Source organism: Pseudomonas shahriarae (genome assembly GCF_014268455.2).
Taxonomy (GTDB): domain Bacteria; phylum Pseudomonadota; class Gammaproteobacteria; order Pseudomonadales; family Pseudomonadaceae; genus Aquipseudomonas; species Aquipseudomonas shahriarae.
In genome coordinates this window covers 107,620-126,442 of sequence record NZ_CP077085.1, presented here as the reverse complement: position 1 = coordinate 126,442, position 18,823 = coordinate 107,620, and the positions used below count along the sequence as shown (strand labels likewise).

Annotated in this window: 20 protein-coding genes; 5 read left to right on the top strand and 15 right to left on the bottom strand. The window is 63.8% G+C overall.

Features of this window, described 5'->3' with window-relative positions; genetic code table 11:
• From HU773_RS00580 to aspA, 15 genes are all read right to left on the bottom strand, one after another.
• Positions 1 to 318 carry a hypothetical protein gene (locus HU773_RS00580; protein WP_057440555.1) on the bottom strand — a complete coding sequence of 106 codons (318 nt, stop codon included), beginning with the start codon at positions 316 to 318 and terminating at the stop codon, positions 1 to 3.
• Positions 319 to 320: 2 nt separating this feature from the next.
• Complete coding sequence (locus tag HU773_RS00575; protein ID WP_057440554.1) at positions 321 to 1,463, bottom strand: FAD-dependent monooxygenase; 1,143 nt, start codon at positions 1,461 to 1,463, stop codon at positions 321 to 323.
• 13 nt (positions 1,464 to 1,476) lie between these two features.
• Positions 1,477 to 2,442, bottom strand: coding sequence for a VOC family protein (locus tag HU773_RS00570; RefSeq protein WP_115129304.1), 966 nt, complete (start codon positions 2,440 to 2,442; stop codon positions 1,477 to 1,479).
• The gene (locus HU773_RS00565) at positions 2,442 to 3,935 is read right to left on the bottom strand and encodes an aldehyde dehydrogenase (protein ID WP_057440552.1); all 1,494 of its coding nucleotides are present in this window, start codon (positions 3,933 to 3,935) and stop codon (positions 2,442 to 2,444) included. Before HU773_RS00565 ends, HU773_RS00570 begins: the two co-directional genes overlap by 1 nt.
• Positions 3,936 to 3,945: 10 nt before the next feature.
• Positions 3,946 to 4,749: an aspartate dehydrogenase gene (locus HU773_RS00560; RefSeq protein ID WP_057444232.1), complete on the bottom strand. Its 804-nt coding sequence runs from the start codon at positions 4,747 to 4,749 to the stop codon at positions 3,946 to 3,948.
• A gap of 10 nt (positions 4,750 to 4,759) precedes the next feature.
• Positions 4,760 to 6,442, bottom strand: a complete 1,683-nt coding sequence (locus tag HU773_RS00555) for a thiamine pyrophosphate-binding protein (protein WP_057440551.1) — start codon at positions 6,440 to 6,442, stop codon at positions 4,760 to 4,762.
• Entirely contained in the window at positions 6,435 to 7,232 is a 798-nt protein-coding gene (locus tag HU773_RS00550) for an SDR family oxidoreductase (protein WP_186626153.1), read from the bottom strand. Before HU773_RS00550 ends, HU773_RS00555 begins: the two co-directional genes overlap by 8 nt.
• A 1-nt stretch (position 7,233) precedes the next feature.
• The gene (locus tag HU773_RS00545) at positions 7,234 to 8,067 is read right to left on the bottom strand and encodes an IclR family transcriptional regulator (RefSeq protein ID WP_057440549.1); all 834 of its coding nucleotides are present in this window, start codon (positions 8,065 to 8,067) and stop codon (positions 7,234 to 7,236) included.
• Entirely contained in the window at positions 8,064 to 8,942 is an 879-nt protein-coding gene (locus tag HU773_RS00540; RefSeq protein WP_186626152.1) for an alpha/beta fold hydrolase, read from the bottom strand. Before HU773_RS00540 ends, HU773_RS00545 begins: the two co-directional genes overlap by 4 nt.
• 4 nt (positions 8,943 to 8,946) lie before the next feature.
• Positions 8,947 to 9,486 (bottom strand): cupin domain-containing protein, encoded by a 540-nt coding sequence (locus HU773_RS00535; RefSeq protein ID WP_029289969.1) that lies wholly within the window; start codon positions 9,484 to 9,486, stop codon positions 8,947 to 8,949.
• A 13-nt stretch (positions 9,487 to 9,499) separates the two neighbouring features.
• The gene (locus tag HU773_RS00530) at positions 9,500 to 10,264 is read right to left on the bottom strand and encodes an SDR family oxidoreductase (RefSeq protein ID WP_115129446.1); all 765 of its coding nucleotides are present in this window, start codon (positions 10,262 to 10,264) and stop codon (positions 9,500 to 9,502) included.
• Positions 10,264 to 11,037: an ABC transporter permease gene (locus HU773_RS00525; protein ID WP_057440547.1), complete on the bottom strand. Its 774-nt coding sequence runs from the start codon at positions 11,035 to 11,037 to the stop codon at positions 10,264 to 10,266. The genes HU773_RS00530 and HU773_RS00525 overlap by 1 nt, the downstream gene beginning before the upstream one ends.
• Before the next feature lie 28 nt (positions 11,038 to 11,065).
• Positions 11,066 to 12,058: an ABC transporter substrate-binding protein gene (locus HU773_RS00520; RefSeq protein WP_057961189.1), complete on the bottom strand. Its 993-nt coding sequence runs from the start codon at positions 12,056 to 12,058 to the stop codon at positions 11,066 to 11,068.
• 39 nt (positions 12,059 to 12,097) lie between these two features.
• On the bottom strand, positions 12,098 to 12,934 hold the full coding sequence (locus HU773_RS00515) for an ABC transporter ATP-binding protein (RefSeq protein WP_057440627.1): 837 nt from the start codon (positions 12,932 to 12,934) through the stop codon (positions 12,098 to 12,100).
• 458 nt (positions 12,935 to 13,392) lie between these two features.
• A complete protein-coding gene (gene aspA / locus HU773_RS00510) occupies positions 13,393 to 14,817 on the bottom strand; it encodes an aspartate ammonia-lyase (RefSeq protein ID WP_038444539.1) in 1,425 nt (474 codons plus the stop codon).
• Positions 14,818 to 14,997: 180 nt separating this feature from the next.
• On the opposite strand from aspA, the gene HU773_RS00505 reads away from it, so the two are divergent.
• From HU773_RS00505 to HU773_RS00485, 5 genes are all read left to right on the top strand, one after another.
• Positions 14,998 to 15,906 carry a LysR substrate-binding domain-containing protein gene (locus HU773_RS00505; protein ID WP_057440625.1) on the top strand — a complete coding sequence of 303 codons (909 nt, stop codon included), beginning with the start codon at positions 14,998 to 15,000 and terminating at the stop codon, positions 15,904 to 15,906.
• Positions 15,907 to 16,233: 327 nt separating this feature from the next.
• Positions 16,234 to 16,725, top strand: coding sequence for a 5-(carboxyamino)imidazole ribonucleotide mutase (gene purE / locus HU773_RS00500; protein ID WP_057440545.1), 492 nt, complete (start codon positions 16,234 to 16,236; stop codon positions 16,723 to 16,725).
• Positions 16,726 to 16,737: 12 nt separating this feature from the next.
• Entirely contained in the window at positions 16,738 to 17,823 is a 1,086-nt protein-coding gene (locus tag HU773_RS00495) for a 5-(carboxyamino)imidazole ribonucleotide synthase (protein ID WP_057444228.1), read from the top strand.
• Positions 17,824 to 17,923: 100 nt separating this feature from the next.
• Complete coding sequence (locus HU773_RS00490) at positions 17,924 to 18,169, top strand: GlsB/YeaQ/YmgE family stress response membrane protein (protein WP_029289950.1); 246 nt, start codon at positions 17,924 to 17,926, stop codon at positions 18,167 to 18,169.
• Between the two features lie 78 nt (positions 18,170 to 18,247).
• The gene (locus HU773_RS00485) at positions 18,248 to 18,784 is read left to right on the top strand and encodes a DUF3299 domain-containing protein (RefSeq protein WP_120734356.1); all 537 of its coding nucleotides are present in this window, start codon (positions 18,248 to 18,250) and stop codon (positions 18,782 to 18,784) included.
• Positions 18,785 to 18,823 lie beyond the last annotated feature (39 nt).

Sequence of the window (18,823 nt, the reverse complement as noted above, 5' to 3'; positions counted from 1 at the left end):
TCATTGACCTCCGTTGCGTACCCGTTCGCGGATGGTTTCGCGCACGGGGATAAAGTCGTATGTCGGGAAAACTTCAGTGCTGAACACGCCCCACGCCGAGCGCTCAAGCTCGACGTTAAGGGCTGGCAGCAGGCTCGGCGGCAAGCGCAGGGTGACGATCTGGCCCAGGCCCATGGCCACGGTCCAGCTCACCAACTCCACGCCCTGCGGTGGAAAACGCTCCCACCAATCCTGCTGCTTCATATGCCGCTGAATGTCTTCCAGGTTCTTCGATTGGTCGTGCTTGAGCAGCACGGTCACCAGCAAGCTGTCGCTCATGTTCAGGCCGCGCTTTGGGTGGGGATGGTCCAGGCGTCGTAGCCATAGACCCAATCGGCGTTGCCGCCGTCCTTGAGCCACTGGTTGCCCCGCGAGCCGATCTGGATCTGGCTGGTGCGTTCCAGGCGCGCCTGCTGATAGCCCTGCAAGGCCGCGGCGACCTGGGACGGGCTGTCGAGGTCTTGCAGGTAACGGGCGAGCACCACCGCATCCTCGATGGCCTGGCCGGCACCCTGGGCCATGAACGGCATCATCGGGTGGCAGGCATCGCCCAGCAGGGTGATCGGGCCCTTGGACCAGAACGGCAGCGGGTCGCGCTCATACAGCGCGGTCTTGAGCACATCGCTGCACGCATCCAGCAGGGCACGGGCGTCGGGGTGGAACGCCTGATAGTGGCTGCGCAGCTCGTCGGCATCGCCAGCGCTGGTCCACGACTCTTCGTGCCAGCTGTCCTGGGCGGTGGTGGCGAAGATAAAAATATCTTTGCCCTGGTTGAGCGGGAACGTAACGATCTGGCTCTGCGGGTTGGGGCCCCACCACTTGGTAAAGGCCTGGATATTCGGCACATGGGCCACCAACTCGGCCGGCACCACCGCGCGGTACGCCACCACCCCGGTAAAGCGCGGGTGCTCTTCGCCAAACAGCGCGTTGCGCACCACCGAGTGGATGCCGTCGGCGCCGATCAGCACATCGCAGCGGTGCTGGCTGCCGTCCTTGAAGTGCAGGCAGATGCCGTCGTCAGTGTGCTCAACCCGCTCGGCGCGCTTGGCGAATTGCACCTGCTCCAACGGGAACACTTCGGCCAGGGCAGCCAGCAGGTCGGCGCGGTGGATGGTCAGTTGCGGGGCGCCGTACTTTTGCTCGGCGGCGTCGGACATTTCCAGGCGTGAAGTCTCTTCGCCGCTGTCCCACATCCGGCTGATGCGATGGGTCGGCCGGGCGGCCGGGATGCGCACGGCGGCGCCAATCCCCAGGCCATCCAGCGCACGTACCGCGTTGGGGGTGAGGTTGATGTCGGCGCCGACCCGCAAAAAGGCCTTGGACTGTTCAAACACGGTGACCTGGTGACCGGCGCGGTGCAGGGCGATGGCGGCGGTCAGGCCGCCGATACCGGCACCGGCGATAGCAATATTCAGGGAAGGCATGGGCGACTCCTGCTCAGGATTTGGGTTTGTCGGTGAGGAACTTGCCTTGCGGCGCCTCGACGTGTTGTTGGCGCCGGGTATTGCCGTCGATACCGCCGGCAATTGCCCATTCGGCGAACACCGTGGGGCCCGGCTCAAAGGTGCGTGGCTGCCATTCGCCGGTCAGTTGATCTTCGTCGGCGTAGTACTCCACCAGCGCGCCGGCGGGGTTCTTGAAGTACCAGAAAAACGCCGAAGACACCGGGTGACGCCCAGGGCCGATCTCGGTCGGCCAGCCGCTGCGGGACACGTGCATGCCACCGCCAAACACCTCGTGCACATCGCGCACGGTAAAGGCCACATGGTTCAGTCCCGCCCGTGGCGCCGGCAGTTGCAGCATGAACAGGTCGTGGTGGCCACCTTCCTCGGCGGTGCGCAAAAAGGCCCCGCGATCCGGATAGCGGTCCGAGGCCTGGAAGCCGAAACGCTCGTGGTAGAAGGCTTCGCAGGCGTTCACGTCCTTGACGAAAAACACCACGTGACCGACTTCAATCGGCGTGGCGCGCTCGTAGATCGGCGCCGCCTTGTTGATCCGGCCCTTGGTCTGCCAGGTGTTGTGGCCGCTGCACTCGATCTCCAGCTCGCGCTTACGCGTGACTTGCAGGCGGATCGCTAGGCCGTTGGGGTCGGTGCAGCCGATGCGCCCGTTGCCTTCGACAAACCCCGGGTCGTTGGCGATGCGTTCGGCGTACAGCGCAAGGTCCGCCGCGTCGGCCACGCCCCACACCACTTCACGCACGGTGGAGCCGGCCTCGATGGCGGGCGGCAGGCCGGGTTTGTTCAGGTCGGCGAGCACTACGCGGCAGCCATTGAGGGTCTCGAAGATCACCTCATCGGGTTGCGTGCTGACCTGGGTCAGGCCCCAGTCGCTGAAAAAACGCACGCAGGTGTCGAGGTCCTCGACGCCATAGGTGACTTCATCAATACCTAAAACGCTCATCACGCTACCTCGTGTGGCACACCGGCCCAGGCCAGTGGCTGTTGGTTCATGCCCCAGTAGAGGCTCTTCTGTTCCATGTATTGCAGGATCCCCAGGCGGCCTTTTTCGCGGCCCAGGCCGCTGTCGCGCCAACCGCCGAACGGTGTGGAAATCGAGAACTGTTTGTAGGTGTTGATCCACACGGTGCCGGCCTGCAAGCGCCGGCCCAGGGCCCAGGCGCGCTTGTAGTCGCGGGTCCAGATGCCTGCCGCGAGGGCGTACAGGCTGTCGTTGGCCTGCTCCAGCAATTGCTCTTCGTCGTCGAAGGGCATGGCCACCAGCACCGGGCCGAAGATTTCTTCCTGGCATACCTGTTGTTGGTTGTGCAGGCCCTCAAGAATGGTCGGCGGGTAGAAGTAGCCCTGGTCATACAGGCCACCGCTGGGGCGCTGCCCGCCCAGGCGCAGGCGCCCGCCTTCGGCCAGGCCGAGGGCGACATAACGTTCCACCGATTCACGATGGCCGGCGCTGATCAGCGGGCCCATCTGCGTGTTTTCGTCGGCCGGGTCGCCCATGCGCAGGTTCGCGGCGGCGGCTACCAGGCGTTGCATAAAGGGCTCGTACAGGGCGCGCGCGACAAACAGCCGCGAGCCGGCAATACAGGCCTCGCCCGAGGAGCTGAAAATGCCGTAGAGCACGCCCGCCACTGCGTGGTCGAGGTCGGCGTCATCAAGGACGATGGTCGGCGACTTGCCGCCCAGCTCCAAAGACACCGGCATCATCTTGTCGGCGGCGATATGGGCGATGTGCTTGCCAGTGCGGGTGCCGCCGGTGAACGACACGCGCTTGACCAGCGGGTGGCGGGTCAGGGCGTCGCCCAGCAGCGAGCCCTTGCCGGGCAGCACGCTGATCAGGCCCTTGGGCAGGCCGGCCTCTTCGCACAGACTGGCCAGGCGCAGGGCCAGCAGCGGGGTGATTTCCGCCGGTTTGATCACCACCGCATTGCCCGCCGCCAGGGCTGGCGCGACCTTCTGCGCCTCGCTGGCAATCGGTGAGTTCCACGGGGTGATCGCGGCGACCACGCCCATCGGCTCATACACGCTCATGCTGACGAAATCACCGCGCGACGGGGTGATGGTTTCTTCCAGGGTTTCGCAGGCGGCGGCGAAGAACTGGAAAGTGCCGGCCGCACTGGCCACCAGCGCACGGGTTTCATTGATCGGCTTGCCGTTGTCCTGGCGTTGCAGCTGCGCCAGTTCCTCACTGTGCAGGCGGATCAGCTCGGCGATGCGGTACAGCACACCGGCCCGCTCATGGGGTTTGCGCTGGGCCCAGCCGCTGTGCAGGAAGGCCTGGTGCGCGCCCTGGATGGCGTCTTCCACATCCTGCAAATCGGCAGCGTTAAGCCAGGCCACGGCCTCGCCAGTGGCCGGGTAGCGGCTGGCGTAGCGCTCGCCACGGCCCAGGCGCCAGTGGCCGGCGATGCAGATCGGTAAAGTCTGTTCGAGGGTCATCGACGGGCTCCTAAATTGAGATGGCATGGGCGTGGTTGCCCAAGGCACGGACCACGCTGTACACGGTCAGCGCCGAGGTCTTGGGGTTGGCCAAAAGCGGCTTGCCGCGCAGGCTCAACTCGAAACGGCCAAAGGCGCCACGGGCTTCGAAGTGGTGGACGTTTTCGTCGCTGTGGGGGTCGGCGATCAGCGTGACGTGGGTGCGATCCAGGCCCAGCCCGGCCAGGGACAAGGTGGCCGCAACGTTGGCGTTTTTCGGGTACAGCCGCGCGGCCTCACGGGCACTGCCCTGGAAGATCACCGTGGCTTCGCGGATGCTGTCCAGGTCGCAAGCCTGCTCGCCGGGAGTGTTCTTCCAGGCGCGGGCTGGCTTGCGCCCGGTGTAGTTGACCGAGTCCAGGCCGCCGACCTTGGCCGCCGACAACGCATCAATACCGCCAATCGCCCCGGGCAGCAGCTCGATGCGGGTCTTGCCGCGCTCGGCGGCGGCCTCCAGGCGTTCCACCAGGCCCACTTCGGATAAGGCGCCGACCGACACAATCAGGCAGGCAATCCCACGCTCCAGGGCCGGCAGCACATGCTCTTCGATGGCGCGGTGGCCGGCGCACTCCACCAGCAAATCCGGGCGCGTATCGGCCGGCAAGGCGGTCAGCACCTGCGGCGGTTGTTTGAAACTGGCCAGGCGCTGGCGCACCAGGGCTTCGGAGCCCTCGGAAGCGATGACGTAATCCACGCACAACTGCGGATCGTTCTCCAGCAGCTCCAGCACGCCGACGCCAATGGCGCCGCAGCCGATCATGGTGATATGCAACATGCGACGATCCTCAGGCGGTGGCCTTCTGGGCTTTGGTTTCGCTGTTGGGCGGGCCGGCGAACTGGGTGGCGAAGTTGCCCACGCTGAGCATGTCCACTTCCAGCAGGAACGGGCCGGGCTGGCTCAAGGCGCTGTCAACCACCTTGCCGAAATCCTTGAGGTCGGTGACCAGGCCATGGCGCAGGCCCATGGATTCGGCGAGCTTGGTGTAGTCCGGGGTGTGCAGGTCGACATAGCAATGCCGGCTGCCGTAGACCGCGTCCTGGATATTGCGGATCACCCCGTAGCGCTGGTCGTTCATCAGCAGAATCACCAGGTTGGCGCGCTCCTGGACCAGGGTCGCCAGCTCACCCAGGTTGAGGATGAAACCGCCATCGCCCGCCAGGGCAAACACCTTGCGCTCGGGCGCGGTTTCAGCGGCTGCCACCGCGGCACCGATGCCCATCGCCAGGCCCTGGCCAATACCGCCGCCCAAGGCGTGAACCCCGGCGCGTGGGTGGTACAGGTTGAGCAGGCGGTTGCCCCAGATGCTGTTGGACAGGGTCACATCGCGCACCCAGGAGAAGTTGCGCCCGGTGCTGGCCTGCAATTGCTCGACCATCGCCGAGTACGGGCCTAGGTCCGCGACCAGTTGGCTGCGCGACTGTTCACGCACGGCCTTGAGTTCGGCGAGGAACTGCGGGTCGGTGTGCAGGCGGCCTTCCAGGCGGTCAGCCAACCCTTCCAGGGCCAGGGCCGCGTCGCCACAGATAAACAGTTCGCTGGCATAGCTGCGGCCTTCGATGGCCGGGTTGGCGTCGATGCGCAGCGTGTTCTGCGGCAGCTTGAGCGCGTACTTGAAGGTCTCATTGCTGCGCAGGCGCGACCCGGCGATCAGCAGTGCATCGCAGGTTTGCAGGAACTGCTCGACCCGCTTGTTCTGCGAAAAGGCCCCCAGGCAACGTTCGTCGTCTTCGTTAACCACGCCGCGACCCTGGGTCGAGGTGATCACCCCCACGCCCATCGCCAGCAGGCGCTTGACCTGCGCCCCGGCATGCCGCGCGCCGCCGCCGAGCCAGAGCATCGGGCGTTTGGCACTGGCCAGGCGCGCGGCCACCAGGTCGAGGGCTTCCGGTGCCGGCACAGCGACCGGGATCGGCAGTGGCGACAGGTCGGTGGGCATTGGGATAAAGGCCGACTGGATGTCGATCGGGATCTCGACGCTGACCGGGCCGGTGGGCGCGGTCAGCGCGGTCTGCACCGCGAGCTTCAGGGTGCTGATGGCGGTCTCGACGCTGCGCACGCGGAAGGCGGCCTTGGACACGGCCTTGAGCATGTTCAACTGGTCGCGGGCTTCGTGGATATACGCCAGTTCCTGGTCCAGGTACGGCGTCTCGATCTGCCCGGTGATGTGCAGCACCGGGGTGCCGGCAGTCTGCGCTTCAACCATGGCCCCAGCCGCATTGCCGGCGGCAGTGCCGGTGGAGGTCAGGCACACGCCCAGGCCACCGGTGGTGCGGGCATAGGCGTCGGCCATGTTGGCGGCGCCGGCTTCACCCCGGGCCATGACAAAGCGGATATTGCCGCGCACGGCGAAGGCATCGAGGATCGGCATGTTGTGGATCGAGATCACGCCGAACGCGGCCTTGACGTCGCATTGTTCGAGAAAGGCGGTGATGGCAGCGCCCACGGTGACAGTGTTTTCATTACGCATGGCGGGACAGGCCTCCAGAGACATCGATATGGCTGCCTGTGGTGTAAGCCGACAGAGGCGAGGCCAGAAACAGGATCGCGCGGGCCGCTTCAATCGGCAGGCCCAGGCGCCCCAGGGGAATATGTTTTTGTTGGGCCAGGCGGGCGGTCCATTGCGCCCAGTCGAGGTCGCGTTCTTCACGCGCTTCGAAGCGGCGGCGCCATTGCCCGGACTCCACCAGGCCAATCAGGATGCCGTTGACGCGGATGCCTTGCGGGGCGAACTCGGTGGCCATCGAGCGCACCAGGTTCTTGATCCCGGCGCGGGCGGCGGAGGTGGCGACCATGTGCGGTTCCGGCTGGCTGGCCAGCAGCGAGTTGACGCAGACAATCGCGGCGTCGGCCTGGCTTTGCAGCTGCGGCGTGAAGGCGCGGACCGGGTTGATCACCGAAAAAAACTTCAGGTGCAGCTCTTCGGTCCAGGCGCTGTCGGTGGTGTCGGCAAAGGTCGAGACCCGGCCTTGCCCGGCGTTGTTGATCAGCACGCTGGCGGCGCCCAGCGCGGCCAGGCTGGCGCTGGCAAAGGCGTTGACCGATTCGCCATCGAGCACATCGCACACCTGGGCCAGCAGTTGGCCTTGCGGGAAACGTTGGCGCAGGTCGCTTTCGGCACGGCGCAGGCGCTCTGCATCGCGGCCGCAAAACGCAACGGCCGCACCGGCTTCCAGCAGCAGTTCGACGCATGCCAGGCCTATGCCCGAGGAGCCTCCGGTGACGATTGCGGTGCGGCCCTGCAATGAATAAAGGCTCATCTCAATCTCTCATCAAGGCAGTGACGCGGGGCTGCCCGCTGTGGGCGCCGCCGTTGTAGTTGAGCAGGCGCGACAGCTCGTCGGCGCTGCGCCGCACTTGGTTCAGCAGCTCTTCAAAATTCACATGACCGATCTGCGTGGTCGGGATGGTCACGCCGAGGGCGGCCACGATGTCGCCGCTCTGGTCGCGCACGGGCGCGGCCACTGTGGAAATCGCCGATTCAAAGAACCCTTCGCCGCTGACAAAGCCGCGCTGGCGGTCGGCCTGGAGCATGTCGAACAGCTCCATCACGGTTTTCGGGGTGCAGTGGGAGTGCTGTTCCAAGTGCTCCTCGGGGTACAGCTCGCGCAGTTCGGCCAGTGACAGGTCTTCGAGGAGAATGCGCCCCAGCACCGTGGCATGGGCCGGCAGGCGGGTGCCGACGTTGACCGCGTTGGAGAACACCGAAGGCGGCGACACCTTGGCCACGTACACGATGGAACGCCCGTCGCGCACCACCAGGTTGCTCGGGTAGTTAACCCGGTCGCACAAACGCGCCAGCAGTGGCTGGCCGAGTTCGGTCAGCTCCAGCGACGCCAGATACTCGAAGCCCAGGCGCAGCACCGACATGCCCAGGCGGTACTCGTTGCCGCTGCGGGTGACGAAGCCCATGGTTTCCAGGGTGGTCAGCAAGCGGAAAATCGTCGAGCGCGGCAGCGCCAGGCGCCGCGCCAGTTCCGGCGCGGTCAGGGTCCGGTTGCGCCGGCTGAACTCGCAGAGCAGCAACAAGCCGCGCTCCAGGCCCGGCACGATGTATTTGTCCTGAGCATCCTTCAGCAGATCTGAGTCGTTCATAGGGTTCTACCTGTCAGGGATTGTTTGAGGGCGTAGGCCAGGCGACCGGCAACCACCAGCGGTTGTTCGATGGGGCTGGCATGGCCTGCGTCGGCGATCAGGTTGAAGCTGGCACCCAGGGCCTTGGCCACGCCCAGGCAGGTGTCGGGTGGGGTGATGCTGTCGGCTTCGCCGCAATGCACCTCGCAGGGCATTGCAGGTTGGCCGTGGCGCAGCAAGTCGTCGCCGCACAGCAATTCGATGGCCTGGCGATAGCCCAGCGGGTTCAGGCGGGCCATGTTCCAGTGCACCCAGGCCAACGCTTGGGGCTGGGCACTGGGCGAGAGCATGTGGGCGCTGCGCTGCTCGGCCAGCCCGGCGATGCCCAGGCGTTGCAGGTTGTCCAGGCGTTGCTGGCGCACTTGCTGGCGCTGCGCGTTGCGCTCGGGCGCGCCATAGCCACGAGCGGGGCTGATCAGTACCAGGCGGCTCACGCGTCTGGCCTGGGCACTGCGGGCCAAGGCCAGGGCGGTCAGTGCGCCCAGGGAATGGCCGACCAGCGCGCACTCGTCCACCTCCAGCGCATCGAGCATCTGCACCAGGCGCGCGGCGTATTGCTCGGCCTTGGGTACTTGCGATTCCAGGGGGCTGGAGTCGCCATAGCCGGGCGCGTCCCAGGCGATGACCCGCGCCTGGGCCGCCAGATGTTGTGCCACCTGCAGCCAGGACGCCGCGCCGGAGCCTATGCCGTGCAGCAACACCACTGCCGGTCCCGTGCCGCATACCCGCAGGGCCTGCTGGCCTCCTGCTGACGCGACCCGTTGCTGGGGGAAATCGCGCTGCAGTTGGGCTTGCAGGTCGGCCGTCGGCGCGGCGTGCGTGAGTCCTGGCAACATGGGCTTACCCGCGCTTGATCGAGGCCAGAGGGTGCTCTGGCGGATAGGTCGGGGTGATCGGTTTTTTCGCGCCGAGCATCACGCACATCAGCGCGTCTTCATCGCCGATGTTGATCTCTTCGCGGTACACGCCGGGCGGCACGGAAATCACGTCGCGGTCGGTGAGGATGGTCTCGAAGCGCTCGCCGTCCTTTTCCAGCACCACCTTGAGTTTGCCGCGCAGCACGAAGAACACTTCTTCGACGTCAATGTGCAGGTGCGGCGGGCCTTCGTGGCCGGCCGGGATGACCATGGTGGAAAAGGTGAAGTGCTCCGACGGGATGGTGTTCATGTCGGTGCTGATGCCAGTGCCGCCCGTGCCGATGTAGCGCATTTGCGCGCGGCGGAACTTGGGGTCGTAGTCAGCCTGGAACTTCAGGGCATCCCAGTCGTACTTGCGCGTCTCGTAACGGGCGATGCGCGTGCTCATCCAGCTTTCCAGGCTGGCGCCGGCAGGGCGGTCCCAGCTTTTCGGGGTGTCGTTTTGGGCAGATAGATCAGTCATGACAGTCTCCAGATCAAGGCATGACGAACCCGCCGTTGACCGGCAGGGTTTGTCCAGTGATAAAGCGGGCAAGGTCGGACAGCGCGAACAGCACGGCGCCGCTGACGTCTTCGGGCAATTGCGGGCGTTGCAGGGCCCGTTGGTCGTTGTACAAACGGTGACGCGCCTCGGGCACGTAGGCGGTGGCTTCCACCAGCACCAGGCCGGGGGCTATGGCGTTGACAGTGATGTTGTCGCTGCCCAGCTCCCGCGCCAGACTGCGGGTCATGGCGATGATCGCGCCCTTGCTGGCGACATAGGCCAACAGGTTCGGCGCGCCCCACAGCGGAGTGTCCGAGGCCAGGTTGACGATGGCGCCCTGGCCGCTGGCGCGCAGGGCCGGCAGGCAGGCGGTGGTCATCAGCCAGGTGCCGCGCACGTTGACCTGCATCACCTGGTCCCAGGTGTCGATGCTCAATGCTTCGCAGCCCTTGCCGCCGGAGTTGGTGATCGAGGCGTTGTTCACCAAGCCATCGAGGCCGCCCAGCAGGCTGATCGTCGCGTCGACACAGGCCTGGATCGACGCGGGTTGGGCCAGGTCGACGGTGACGGCCTGCACATCCAGGCCCAGCGCCCGCAATTCACAGGCGGCCTGCTGCACACGTTCGTGCAGCACATCGGCAATCACCACTCGGGCACCGGCCTGGCCGATGGCCTGGGCAAAGGCATAGCCCAGGCCACGGGCGCCACCGGTGACCAGCACGCGACGGCCTGCAAGCAAAAGGTCATGGCGGCTCATCATTGGGTGCTCAACATGGCTTTGGGCATGTAGTGCAGGACGCGTTTTTCCGCCCACACCACTGCGCCGTAGGCGATCACCCCAATCAGGGTCAGCGCGACAATGGCGACGAACACCCCGGCGGTATTGCCCTGGCCCTCGGCGTCCACCAGCAAAAAGCCCAGGCCCTGGTTGCCGCCGACCAGTTCACCGACGGTGACGCCGATCACGGCCAGGGTCGAGGCAATGCGCAGGCCGGAAAACAGTGCGGCCATGGCCGAGGGGAACTCCACCAGGCGGAAGATCTGCCAGCGGTTGGCGTTCATGGTGCGTACCAGGTTGATCATGTCCGGGTCGACGGTGCGTATCGCCGAGAGCACGTTGATCATCACCGGGAAAAACACGATCAGGATCGCGATCAGAATCTTCGGGTAGATGGTGTAGCCCAGCCACATCACGAACAGCGGCGCGAAGGCGACTTTCGGCGCGATCTGCAAGGCCAGGATGTACGGCGACAACATGGCCTCGGCAGCCGGCGACAGGCCCAGCGAGACACCGATCACCACCCCCAGCAGGGCGCCGAGGGCGAAGCCGACAACGATCTCCAGCGCGGTGATCAGGGTGTGTTGCAGCAGGCCGCCGGTCTGCCACATCACCAGGCCTTCCTGGGCTACGCGGCTGAGTTTGGGCATGACGAACTCGGGCATGCCGAGCAGGCCGGGGCCCCATTGCCAGAGGACCAGGAACAGGATCAGCAGCGCGACGCTACCGAGCACGGAGTTATTGTTTTTCATCGTGTACGTACCTCAATGTCCCGGTGGTTCACTGTGCGGCGACCGGGCTGTCGACGAATTGGTTGGTGAAGAGGTCTTCAAGTGGGGTCGCCTGGGTGACGATGCCTTCGCTGACATAGAACTGCAGGACCTTGTCCAGGTGCTGCGGATCGATGTGCCCGAGCACGGCCTGCTTGGCGTAGACGTGTTCGACGTAGAGCTTGAAGATCTTCTCCAGCGAGTCCTCCTTGCCGGCATACGCCGGTACCGCCTTGGCGAAGGTCACGGCAGCGGCGCGCGGGTCCTGGATGATGTCGCGCATGCCTTGCAGGGTGCCCTGGACCACGCCGCGCACGAGCTTGGGCTGGTTCTTGATGGCGTCGTCGGAAGCGAGAATCGCCTGGGCCATGCTTTCGAAGATCTGGTCCTGGGGGATCAACTTGATCTGCACCCCGGCTTCCTCGGCATTGATCACCCAGTCCGGCACCCCGGCCATGGCCTGGGCCTTGTTGGCGGAGAACAACTGCCAGACGCCGGCGGGGCCGGCGGCCTGGATGTTCACGTCGTTCTTGCCCAGCCCGGCTTTGCGCAGCGAAGCGAGCAGGGCGTAGTAGGTGGTGTCGGAGTACGACATCACCGTCATGGTCTTGCCCTTGAGGTCGCTGATGCGGTTGATGTTGTCCTTGGCGTTGGTGGCGATCATCGTCACGCCGCCGTCGCCCAGCACCGCCACGGCGCGTACCGGGATGCCATTGGCCCGCACCACGATAGGCGTGTCACCGATGGCCCCGCCGATCAACGCGTTACCGGCGCCGATCTGCTTGGCCACATCCACGCCACCTTTGGCGGCGATGAACGTCAAGTCCAGGTCCTGGGCCGTGTAGTAGCCCTTTTCCTTGGCGATGATCCACGGTGCGAACGCGGGCGAGTTGGGCGGCGCCGGCAGCAGGTAGGTGACCTTGGTCGGCTGCGCCTGGGCGGCACAGGCCACACCGAGGCCCAGGCTGAGGGCGCAAAGACGTTGAAACAGAGACTTGAGCATGGGGACTCCGGAATCGGTTGGGGGCCGCAAGGGCGGTGATCAGTGCAGTTCGGTGTCGGCGCCGACCTGGAGCAACTCCATCAGGCGGCCTACCAGCGGGCCGATTTCCGGCAGCTTGCGGCGCTCCAGGGGGTTGTCGCGAAACGGCAGGTCGATGCTGATTTCTTCGATGATCGTGCCGGGGCGGGCGCTCATGACCAGCAAGCGGTCGGACATGGCGATGCCTTCGATCAGGTCGTGGGTGATGAACAGCGCGGTTTTCTTCTCGTCGAAGAGCATCCGTGCCATGTCCTGTTGCAGGATCATCTTGGTCTGGGCATCGAGGGCCGAGAACGGCTCGTCGAGGAACAGCACCTGCGGGTCGATGGCCAGGGTGCGGGCCAGGGCGGCGCGCTGGCGCATGCCACCGGAGAGCTGGAACGGGTAGTGATCGGCGTAGCCATTGAGGTGGCAGCGGTCGAGCAGGTCCAGGGCCACCTTCTGCCGGGTGGCGGCAGGCACGCCCTGGATTTCCAGGCCCAGTTCGACGTTGCGGCGGATGCTGCGCCAGGGCATCAGCAGGTCCTTCTGCAGCATGAACGCAACCTGCGGCACCGGCCCGGTGACCGGCTCGCCACCGACGAACACTTCACCTTCGCTGGGGCGGTACAGACCCGAGCCCATGTTCAGGATGGTGCTCTTGCCGCAACCGGAAGGGCCGATGATCGACACCACTTCACCCCGGCGAATCTTGAAGTTCACCTCGCGAATGGCGAAGGGCGCGTCCGCTTTACCCTTGGCCGGGAAACATTTACCGACATTGCGAAATTCAATTTCAGTCGGCTCCAGCTCTTCCCTGAGAGCTTGGTTATTCCATTGGGGCGTCACGGCGTACATCTCTTTCACAGCCATCAGGAAGGTACTCTGGTCTGTTTTATAGGTGATACGCCGTTTAGTGCATGAACAATGCCAGGGGTTTATTTCCTACAGGTTTTTAGTAAATGTCCTTTTATATGAATGACTTGGGGTTAAGTAATTGAAAGTTTGACGTTTCATATATGAAACGTTGGTTCTTATATGGCACGAATTTGCACACTGTTCGGGCATGTAATGGGAAGTTGCGAGAGGTCGGTGCTTTTTCAGGTAACGCGGGGAAGTTAATAAACGGCTTATTTGTTTTATATATAAAACGCAGTTGCGCGCTTCTATATAGGTACTAGTGGGAGCGAGCCAACTCGCTCAGGGGGCAGGCGTTAAAAAAGCAAAAAAAAAGGGCCTGAAGATCGAAATCTTCAAGCCCTCAAAAGGGTGAGAGGTGTCTAGTCCCTCAACCTGGTGAGCGGTGCTACATGCGTTCAGGCCTTCAAAGGCACCAGACGCGGGGCAATCATGTTTTCCGGGCGCAGGATGTCGTCGAGCATGGCGTCGTCGAGCAAGCCTTCTTCGCGCACCAGTTCCAGCACGCCACGGCCGCTTTCAAGGGCGATACGGGCGATGCGGGTGGCGTTTTCATAGCCGATGTACGGGTTCAGCGCGGTGACCAGGCCGATGGAGTGCTCCACCAGTTCGCGGCAGCGTGCTTCGTTGGCGGTGATGCCGACGATGCAGTGTTCGCGCAGCATGTCCATGGCGCGTTGCAGCAGGCGGATCGAGTCGAAGATCTTGAAAGCGATCAGCGGCTCCATCACGTTCAGTTGCAGTTGGCCGCCTTCGGCCGCCATGGTCAGGGCCAGGTCGTTACCGATGACCTGGAAGGCCACCTGGTTCACGGCTTCCGGGATGACCGGGTTGACCTTGCCGGGCATGATCGAGCTGCCTGGCTGACGCGCTGGCAGATTGATCTCGTTGATCCCGGTACGTGGGCCGCTGGACAGCAGGCGCAGGTCGTTGCAGATCTTCGACAGCTTCACCGCGGTACGCTTGAGCATGCCGGAGAACAGCACGAACGCGCCCATGTCGGAGGTGGCTTCGATCAGGTCGGCCGCCGGTACCAGCGGCTGGCCGCTGATGGTGGCCAGGCGTTGCACGGCCAGGGCCTGGTAGCGCGGGTCGGCGTTGATGCCGGTACCGATGGCGGTGCCGCCCAGGTTGACTTCGGTCAGCAGCTCCGGAGCCAGGGTCTTGAGGCGTGCCAGGTCTTCACCCAGGGTCGTGGCGAAGGCGCGGAACTCCTGGCCGAGGGTCATCGGCACGGCGTCTTGCAGTTGGGTGCGGCCCATTTTCAGAACGTGGCCGAACTCGACACCTTTGGCGGCGAACGCCTGGATCAGGCTGTCGAGGCTGGCCAGCAGCGCGTCATGGCCCAACAGCAGACCCAGGCGGATCGCGGTCGGATAGGCGTCGTTGGTCGACTGCGCCATGTTCACGTCGTTGTTGGGGTGCAGGTATTGGTATTCGCCCTTGTTGTGGCCCATGGCCTCCAACGCGATGTTGGCGATGACTTCGTTGGCATTCATGTTGGTTGAAGTGCCAGCGCCGCCTTGAATCATGTCCACCACGAACTCTTCGTGGAAGTCGCCGCGTATCAGGCGGGCACAGGCTTCGCTGATGGCAGCGTGCTTGGCTTCGCTGAGCTGGCCCAACTCGCGGTTGGCATCAGCGGCGGCTTGCTTGACCATTGCCAGACCGACCACCAATTTCGGGTAATGCGAAATCGGAACGCCGGAGAGACGGAAGTTGTTCACCGCTCGCAGGGTCTGGATGCCGTAGTACGCTTGGGCAGGTACTTCGAGTACGCCAAGCAGGTCTTTTTCTGTACGGAATGATGCAGCAGAGGACATGACGGAAATCATCTCGATATGGACCCGGGCTAGGCCGGAACGCTGTGAATGCTAGGCTTGTGGAAATTTTTGGGCCAATGCTATTAAGCGCTGGCCTATGCACAAACGGCATAATGTTGATGTGACCCGGTTATCATGGCGGGCGTGTGTGCCAAAATGGTGCATGCCCTGGAGAATCAGATGAACCTTGAAAGCAAATGGCTGGAAGACTTTAGCGCCCTGGCGGCCACGCGCAGCTTCTCCCAGGCGGCGGAGCGGCGCTTTGTCACCCAGCCGGCCTTCAGTCGACGCATCCGCAGCCTTGAGGCGGCCCTGGGACTGACCCTGGTCAACCGCTCGCGCACGCCCGTCGAGCTGACGGCGGCGGGGCAGTTGTTTTTGGTCACGGCGCGCACGGTGGTCGAGCAACTGGGTGAAGTGCTGCGGCATTTGCATCACCTTGAAGGCGGCCAGGGCGAAGTCATGCAAGTGGCGGCAGCGCACTCCCTGGCGCTGGGTTTTTTCCCACGCTGGATCGCGCAATTGCGCAACGAAGGGCTGAACATCGCCACGCGCCTGGTGGCCACCAACGTCGGCGATGCGGTGCATGCCCTGCGCGAAGGCGGCTGCGACCTGATGTTGGCGTTCTACGACCCGGACGCAGCCATGCAAATGGATCCGGAGATTTTCCCGTCACTGCACTTGGGCAACACTGAAATGCTCCCGGTGTGCGCCGCCGATGCCGATGGCAAGCCGTTGTTCGACCTGGAAGGCGAGGGCAGTGTGCCGCTGCTGGCCTACAGCGCCGGGGCGTTCCTCGGCCGTTCGGTGAACCTGCTGTTGCGCCAGCGCGCGCTGCGCTTTACCACGGTGTATGAAACCGCCATGGCCGACAGCCTGAAAAGCATGGCCCTGGAAGGGTTGGGGATTGCCTGGGTGCCACAGTTGAGCGTGCGCGCCGAACTGGCCCGGGGCGAGCTGGTGGTGTGTGGCGGGCCGCAGTGGCATGTGCCGCTGGAGATTCGCCTGTATCGCTGTGCGTTGGTGCGCAAGGCGAACGTGCGATTGCTGTGGCGCAAGCTGGAAGGTGGGGCGGCGCAGAATAGCTGAGCCCAACACAAACTCAATAAGCACTAGATAGAGAGTTGTGTAGATACCTATGCTGCGATAGCGGTGTATCAGCCGACATTGCAGGCAAGCCAGCTCCCAGAGTATTTCGGGGTGTTTTCGCTGACTCTAAAGTCAATAAAACCGCAGGTTTGAAGCGTAAGACAGATGGTCGGCACAGGGGCTGTTTATCTGCATTATTACGGTATACTGCGCGGCCTTCGGCCGGTCCAACCGGCCTTAATTCGTACAACAAGCCACGCCGGATTTCCCGCGTGGCTTGTTGTTTTTTGACGCGCCTGCGGGCGCCCAGAGAGAAGAGGCACGACGATGAGTGCATTGGTTGGCGTGATCATGGGCTCCAAGTCCGATTGGTCCACCCTTAGCCACACCGCCGATATGCTGGAAAAACTCGGCATTCCGTTTGAAGTGAAGGTGGTTTCCGCCCACCGCACGCCGGACTTGCTGTTCCAGTATGCCGATGAAGCAGAATCCCGTGGCATCGAGGTGATTATCGCCGGTGCCGGTGGCGCAGCCCACCTGCCGGGCATGTGTGCGGCCAAGACCCACTTGCCGGTGCTCGGCGTGCCGGTGCAGTCGTCGATGCTCTCGGGTGTGGATTCGCTGCTGTCCATCGTGCAGATGCCCGCCGGGATTCCGGTGGCCACCCTGGCGATTGGCAAGGCCGGCGCGATCAACGCGGCATTGCTGTCGGCCAGTATCCTGGGCGCCAAGCATCCACAGTTCCACGCGGCCCTGAAGAAATTCCGCGCCGAACAGACTGACAGCGTCCTGGACAATCCAGACCCACGCATCGCCTGAGGTTGTTGATTGATGAAAATCGGTGTAATCGGTGGCGGCCAACTGGGTCGCATGCTGGCCTTGGCGGGTACGCCGCTGGGGATGAACTTCGCGTTTCTTGATCCGGCGCCGGACGCCTGTGCGGCGGCCCTGGGCGAACACCTGCGGGCGGACTACAGCGACCCGGACCACTTGCGCCAATTGGCCGATGAAGTCGATCTGGTGACCTTCGAATTCGAAAGCGTGCCAGCCGAAACCGTGGCGTTTCTGTCGCAATTCGTCCCGGTGTACCCGAGCGCTGAAGCACTGCGCATCGCCCGTGACCGCTGGTTCGAAAAGAGCATGTTCAAGGACCTGGGCATTCCGACTCCGGCCTTCGCCGACATCCAGTCCCAGGCGGACCTGGATGCGGCGGTCGCCAGCATCGGCCTGCCGGCGGTGCTGAAAACCCGCACCCTGGGTTATGACGGCAAGGGCCAGAAAGTCCTGCGTACCGAAGCCGATGTGGTCGGCACGTTCGCCGAACTGGGCAGCGTCGCCTGCCTGCTGGAAGGCTTCGTGCCGTTTACCGGCGAAGTCTCGCTGGTGGCCGTGCGCGCCCGTGATGGCGAAACGCGCTTCTACCCGTTGGTGCACAACACCCACGACAGCGGCATCCTCAAGCTGTCCGTGGCCAGCACCGACCACCCGTTGCAGGCCCTGGCCGAAGACTATTCCAGCCGAGTGCTCAAGCAACTGGATTATGTCGGCGTGATGGCATTCGAGTTCTTTGAAGTCGACGGTGGCCTCAAGGCCAACGAAATTGCCCCGCGCGTGCATAACTCCGGGCACTGGACCACCGAAGGCGCCGAGTGCAGCCAGTTCGAAAACCACCTGCGGGCGGTAGCGGGCTTGCCACTGGGTTCCACGGCCAAGGTGGGCGAGAGCGCGATGCTCAACTTCATTGGCGTGGTGCCGCCGGTAGAGCAGGTCATTGCGATTGATGACTGCCACCTGCATCACTACGGCAAGGCGTTCAAGGCCGGGCGCAAGGTCGGCCACGCCAACCTGCGTTGCAAGGACCGCGCGACACTCGACGCGCAGATCGCCAAGGTCCAGGCGCTGATCGCCGCGCAATAACCCACGGGCTGGCGGGAACCATTGGTGACCGCCATCCTCTGATTGCAGGACGCCAAAGTCTGACTAGGCTTCAGCTAACTTTCATTCAGAGGGAAATGCCATGGGTATCATTGGGACCATCTTTATCGGTTTGATCGTCGGCCTGCTGGCGCGTTTCCTGAAACCAGGCGACGACAGCATGGGCTGGATCATGACCATCCTGCTGGGTATCGCCGGCTCCCTGGCGGCGACCTATGGCGGTCAGGCCCTGGGTATCTACCAGGCAGGTCAGGGTGCAGGTTTCATTGGCGCGCTGGTGGGTGCCATTGTGTTGCTGGTGATCTACGGTCTGCTGAAAAAGAAGTAATTTAGCGACAAGCCCTCTGCGCTGCGCAGGCGCAGAGGGCTAGAATGCCGGCACTGTTCTTATTTGCCGAGCCCCTTCATGCGCCGCCTTCTGTTGACTGTCCTTTTGCTGGGTTCAAGCCTGGCCCACGCCGCTGAGCTTACGGAAACCGACTGGCTGGAACTGATGCCCGAGTCGGACCAGAAGGCTCTCGAACAAATGCCGGATATCGACCACAACTCCCCAGAAGCCCTGGGCACCTTTACCGAAAAGGGTGGCCTGAAACAGAGCAAGGGCTTGCCGGCGGTGATGTATTCGACCAAGACCGTGGCCGCCATGAACGGCAAGCACATCCGTCTTGGCGGTTATCCGGTGCCATTGGAAACCGATGCCAAGGGCCGCAGCACCCTGTTTTTCCTGGTGCCTTACCCGGGCGCCTGCATTCACGTACCGCCGCCGCCGCCCAATCAACTGGTGCTGGTGCGCTATCCCAAAGGCTTGAAGCTGGACGATATCTACACGCCGTTGTGGGTCACTGGCACGTTGAAGGTGGAGACGGTCAACAACGACCTGGCGGATGCAGCGTATGCGCTGGATGCGGGGGGGGTGCGGGTGGTGCAGGAATCGGACCTGTAACCGGCGCCAAAAATCCCCTTGTGGGAGCAAGCCTGCTCC

Bases quoted from the DNA above. Each gene is read 5' to 3' on its own strand.
- HU773_RS00580 (WP_057440555.1), bottom strand. From the start codon at position 318: ATGAGCGACAGCTTGCTGGTGACCGTGCTGCTCAAGCACGACCAATCG.
- HU773_RS00575 (WP_057440554.1), bottom strand. From the start codon at position 1,463: ATGCCTTCCCTGAATATTGCTATCGCCGGTGCCGGTATCGGCGGCCTG.
- HU773_RS00570 (WP_115129304.1), bottom strand. From the start codon at position 2,442: ATGAGCGTTTTAGGTATTGATGAAGTCACCTATGGCGTCGAGGACCTC.
- HU773_RS00565 (WP_057440552.1), bottom strand. From the start codon at position 3,935: ATGACCCTCGAACAGACTTTACCGATCTGCATCGCCGGCCACTGGCGC.
- HU773_RS00560 (WP_057444232.1), bottom strand. From the start codon at position 4,749: ATGTTGCATATCACCATGATCGGCTGCGGCGCCATTGGCGTCGGCGTG.
- HU773_RS00555 (WP_057440551.1), bottom strand. From the start codon at position 6,442: ATGCGTAATGAAAACACTGTCACCGTGGGCGCTGCCATCACCGCCTTT.
- HU773_RS00550 (WP_186626153.1), bottom strand. From the start codon at position 7,232: ATGAGCCTTTATTCATTGCAGGGCCGCACCGCAATCGTCACCGGAGGC.
- HU773_RS00545 (WP_057440549.1), bottom strand. From the start codon at position 8,067: ATGAACGACTCAGATCTGCTGAAGGATGCTCAGGACAAATACATCGTG.
- HU773_RS00540 (WP_186626152.1), bottom strand. From the start codon at position 8,942: ATGTTGCCAGGACTCACGCACGCCGCGCCGACGGCCGACCTGCAAGCC.
- HU773_RS00535 (WP_029289969.1), bottom strand. From the start codon at position 9,486: ATGACTGATCTATCTGCCCAAAACGACACCCCGAAAAGCTGGGACCGC.
- HU773_RS00530 (WP_115129446.1), bottom strand. From the start codon at position 10,264: ATGAGCCGCCATGACCTTTTGCTTGCAGGCCGTCGCGTGCTGGTCACC.
- HU773_RS00525 (WP_057440547.1), bottom strand. From the start codon at position 11,037: ATGAAAAACAATAACTCCGTGCTCGGTAGCGTCGCGCTGCTGATCCTG.
- HU773_RS00520 (WP_057961189.1), bottom strand. From the start codon at position 12,058: ATGCTCAAGTCTCTGTTTCAACGTCTTTGCGCCCTCAGCCTGGGCCTC.
- HU773_RS00515 (WP_057440627.1), bottom strand. From the start codon at position 12,934: ATGTACGCCGTGACGCCCCAATGGAATAACCAAGCTCTCAGGGAAGAG.
- aspA (WP_038444539.1), bottom strand. From the start codon at position 14,817: ATGTCCTCTGCTGCATCATTCCGTACAGAAAAAGACCTGCTTGGCGTA.
- HU773_RS00505 (WP_057440625.1), top strand. From the start codon at position 14,998: ATGAACCTTGAAAGCAAATGGCTGGAAGACTTTAGCGCCCTGGCGGCC.
- purE (WP_057440545.1), top strand. From the start codon at position 16,234: ATGAGTGCATTGGTTGGCGTGATCATGGGCTCCAAGTCCGATTGGTCC.
- HU773_RS00495 (WP_057444228.1), top strand. From the start codon at position 16,738: ATGAAAATCGGTGTAATCGGTGGCGGCCAACTGGGTCGCATGCTGGCC.
- HU773_RS00490 (WP_029289950.1), top strand. From the start codon at position 17,924: ATGGGTATCATTGGGACCATCTTTATCGGTTTGATCGTCGGCCTGCTG.
- HU773_RS00485 (WP_120734356.1), top strand. From the start codon at position 18,248: ATGCGCCGCCTTCTGTTGACTGTCCTTTTGCTGGGTTCAAGCCTGGCC.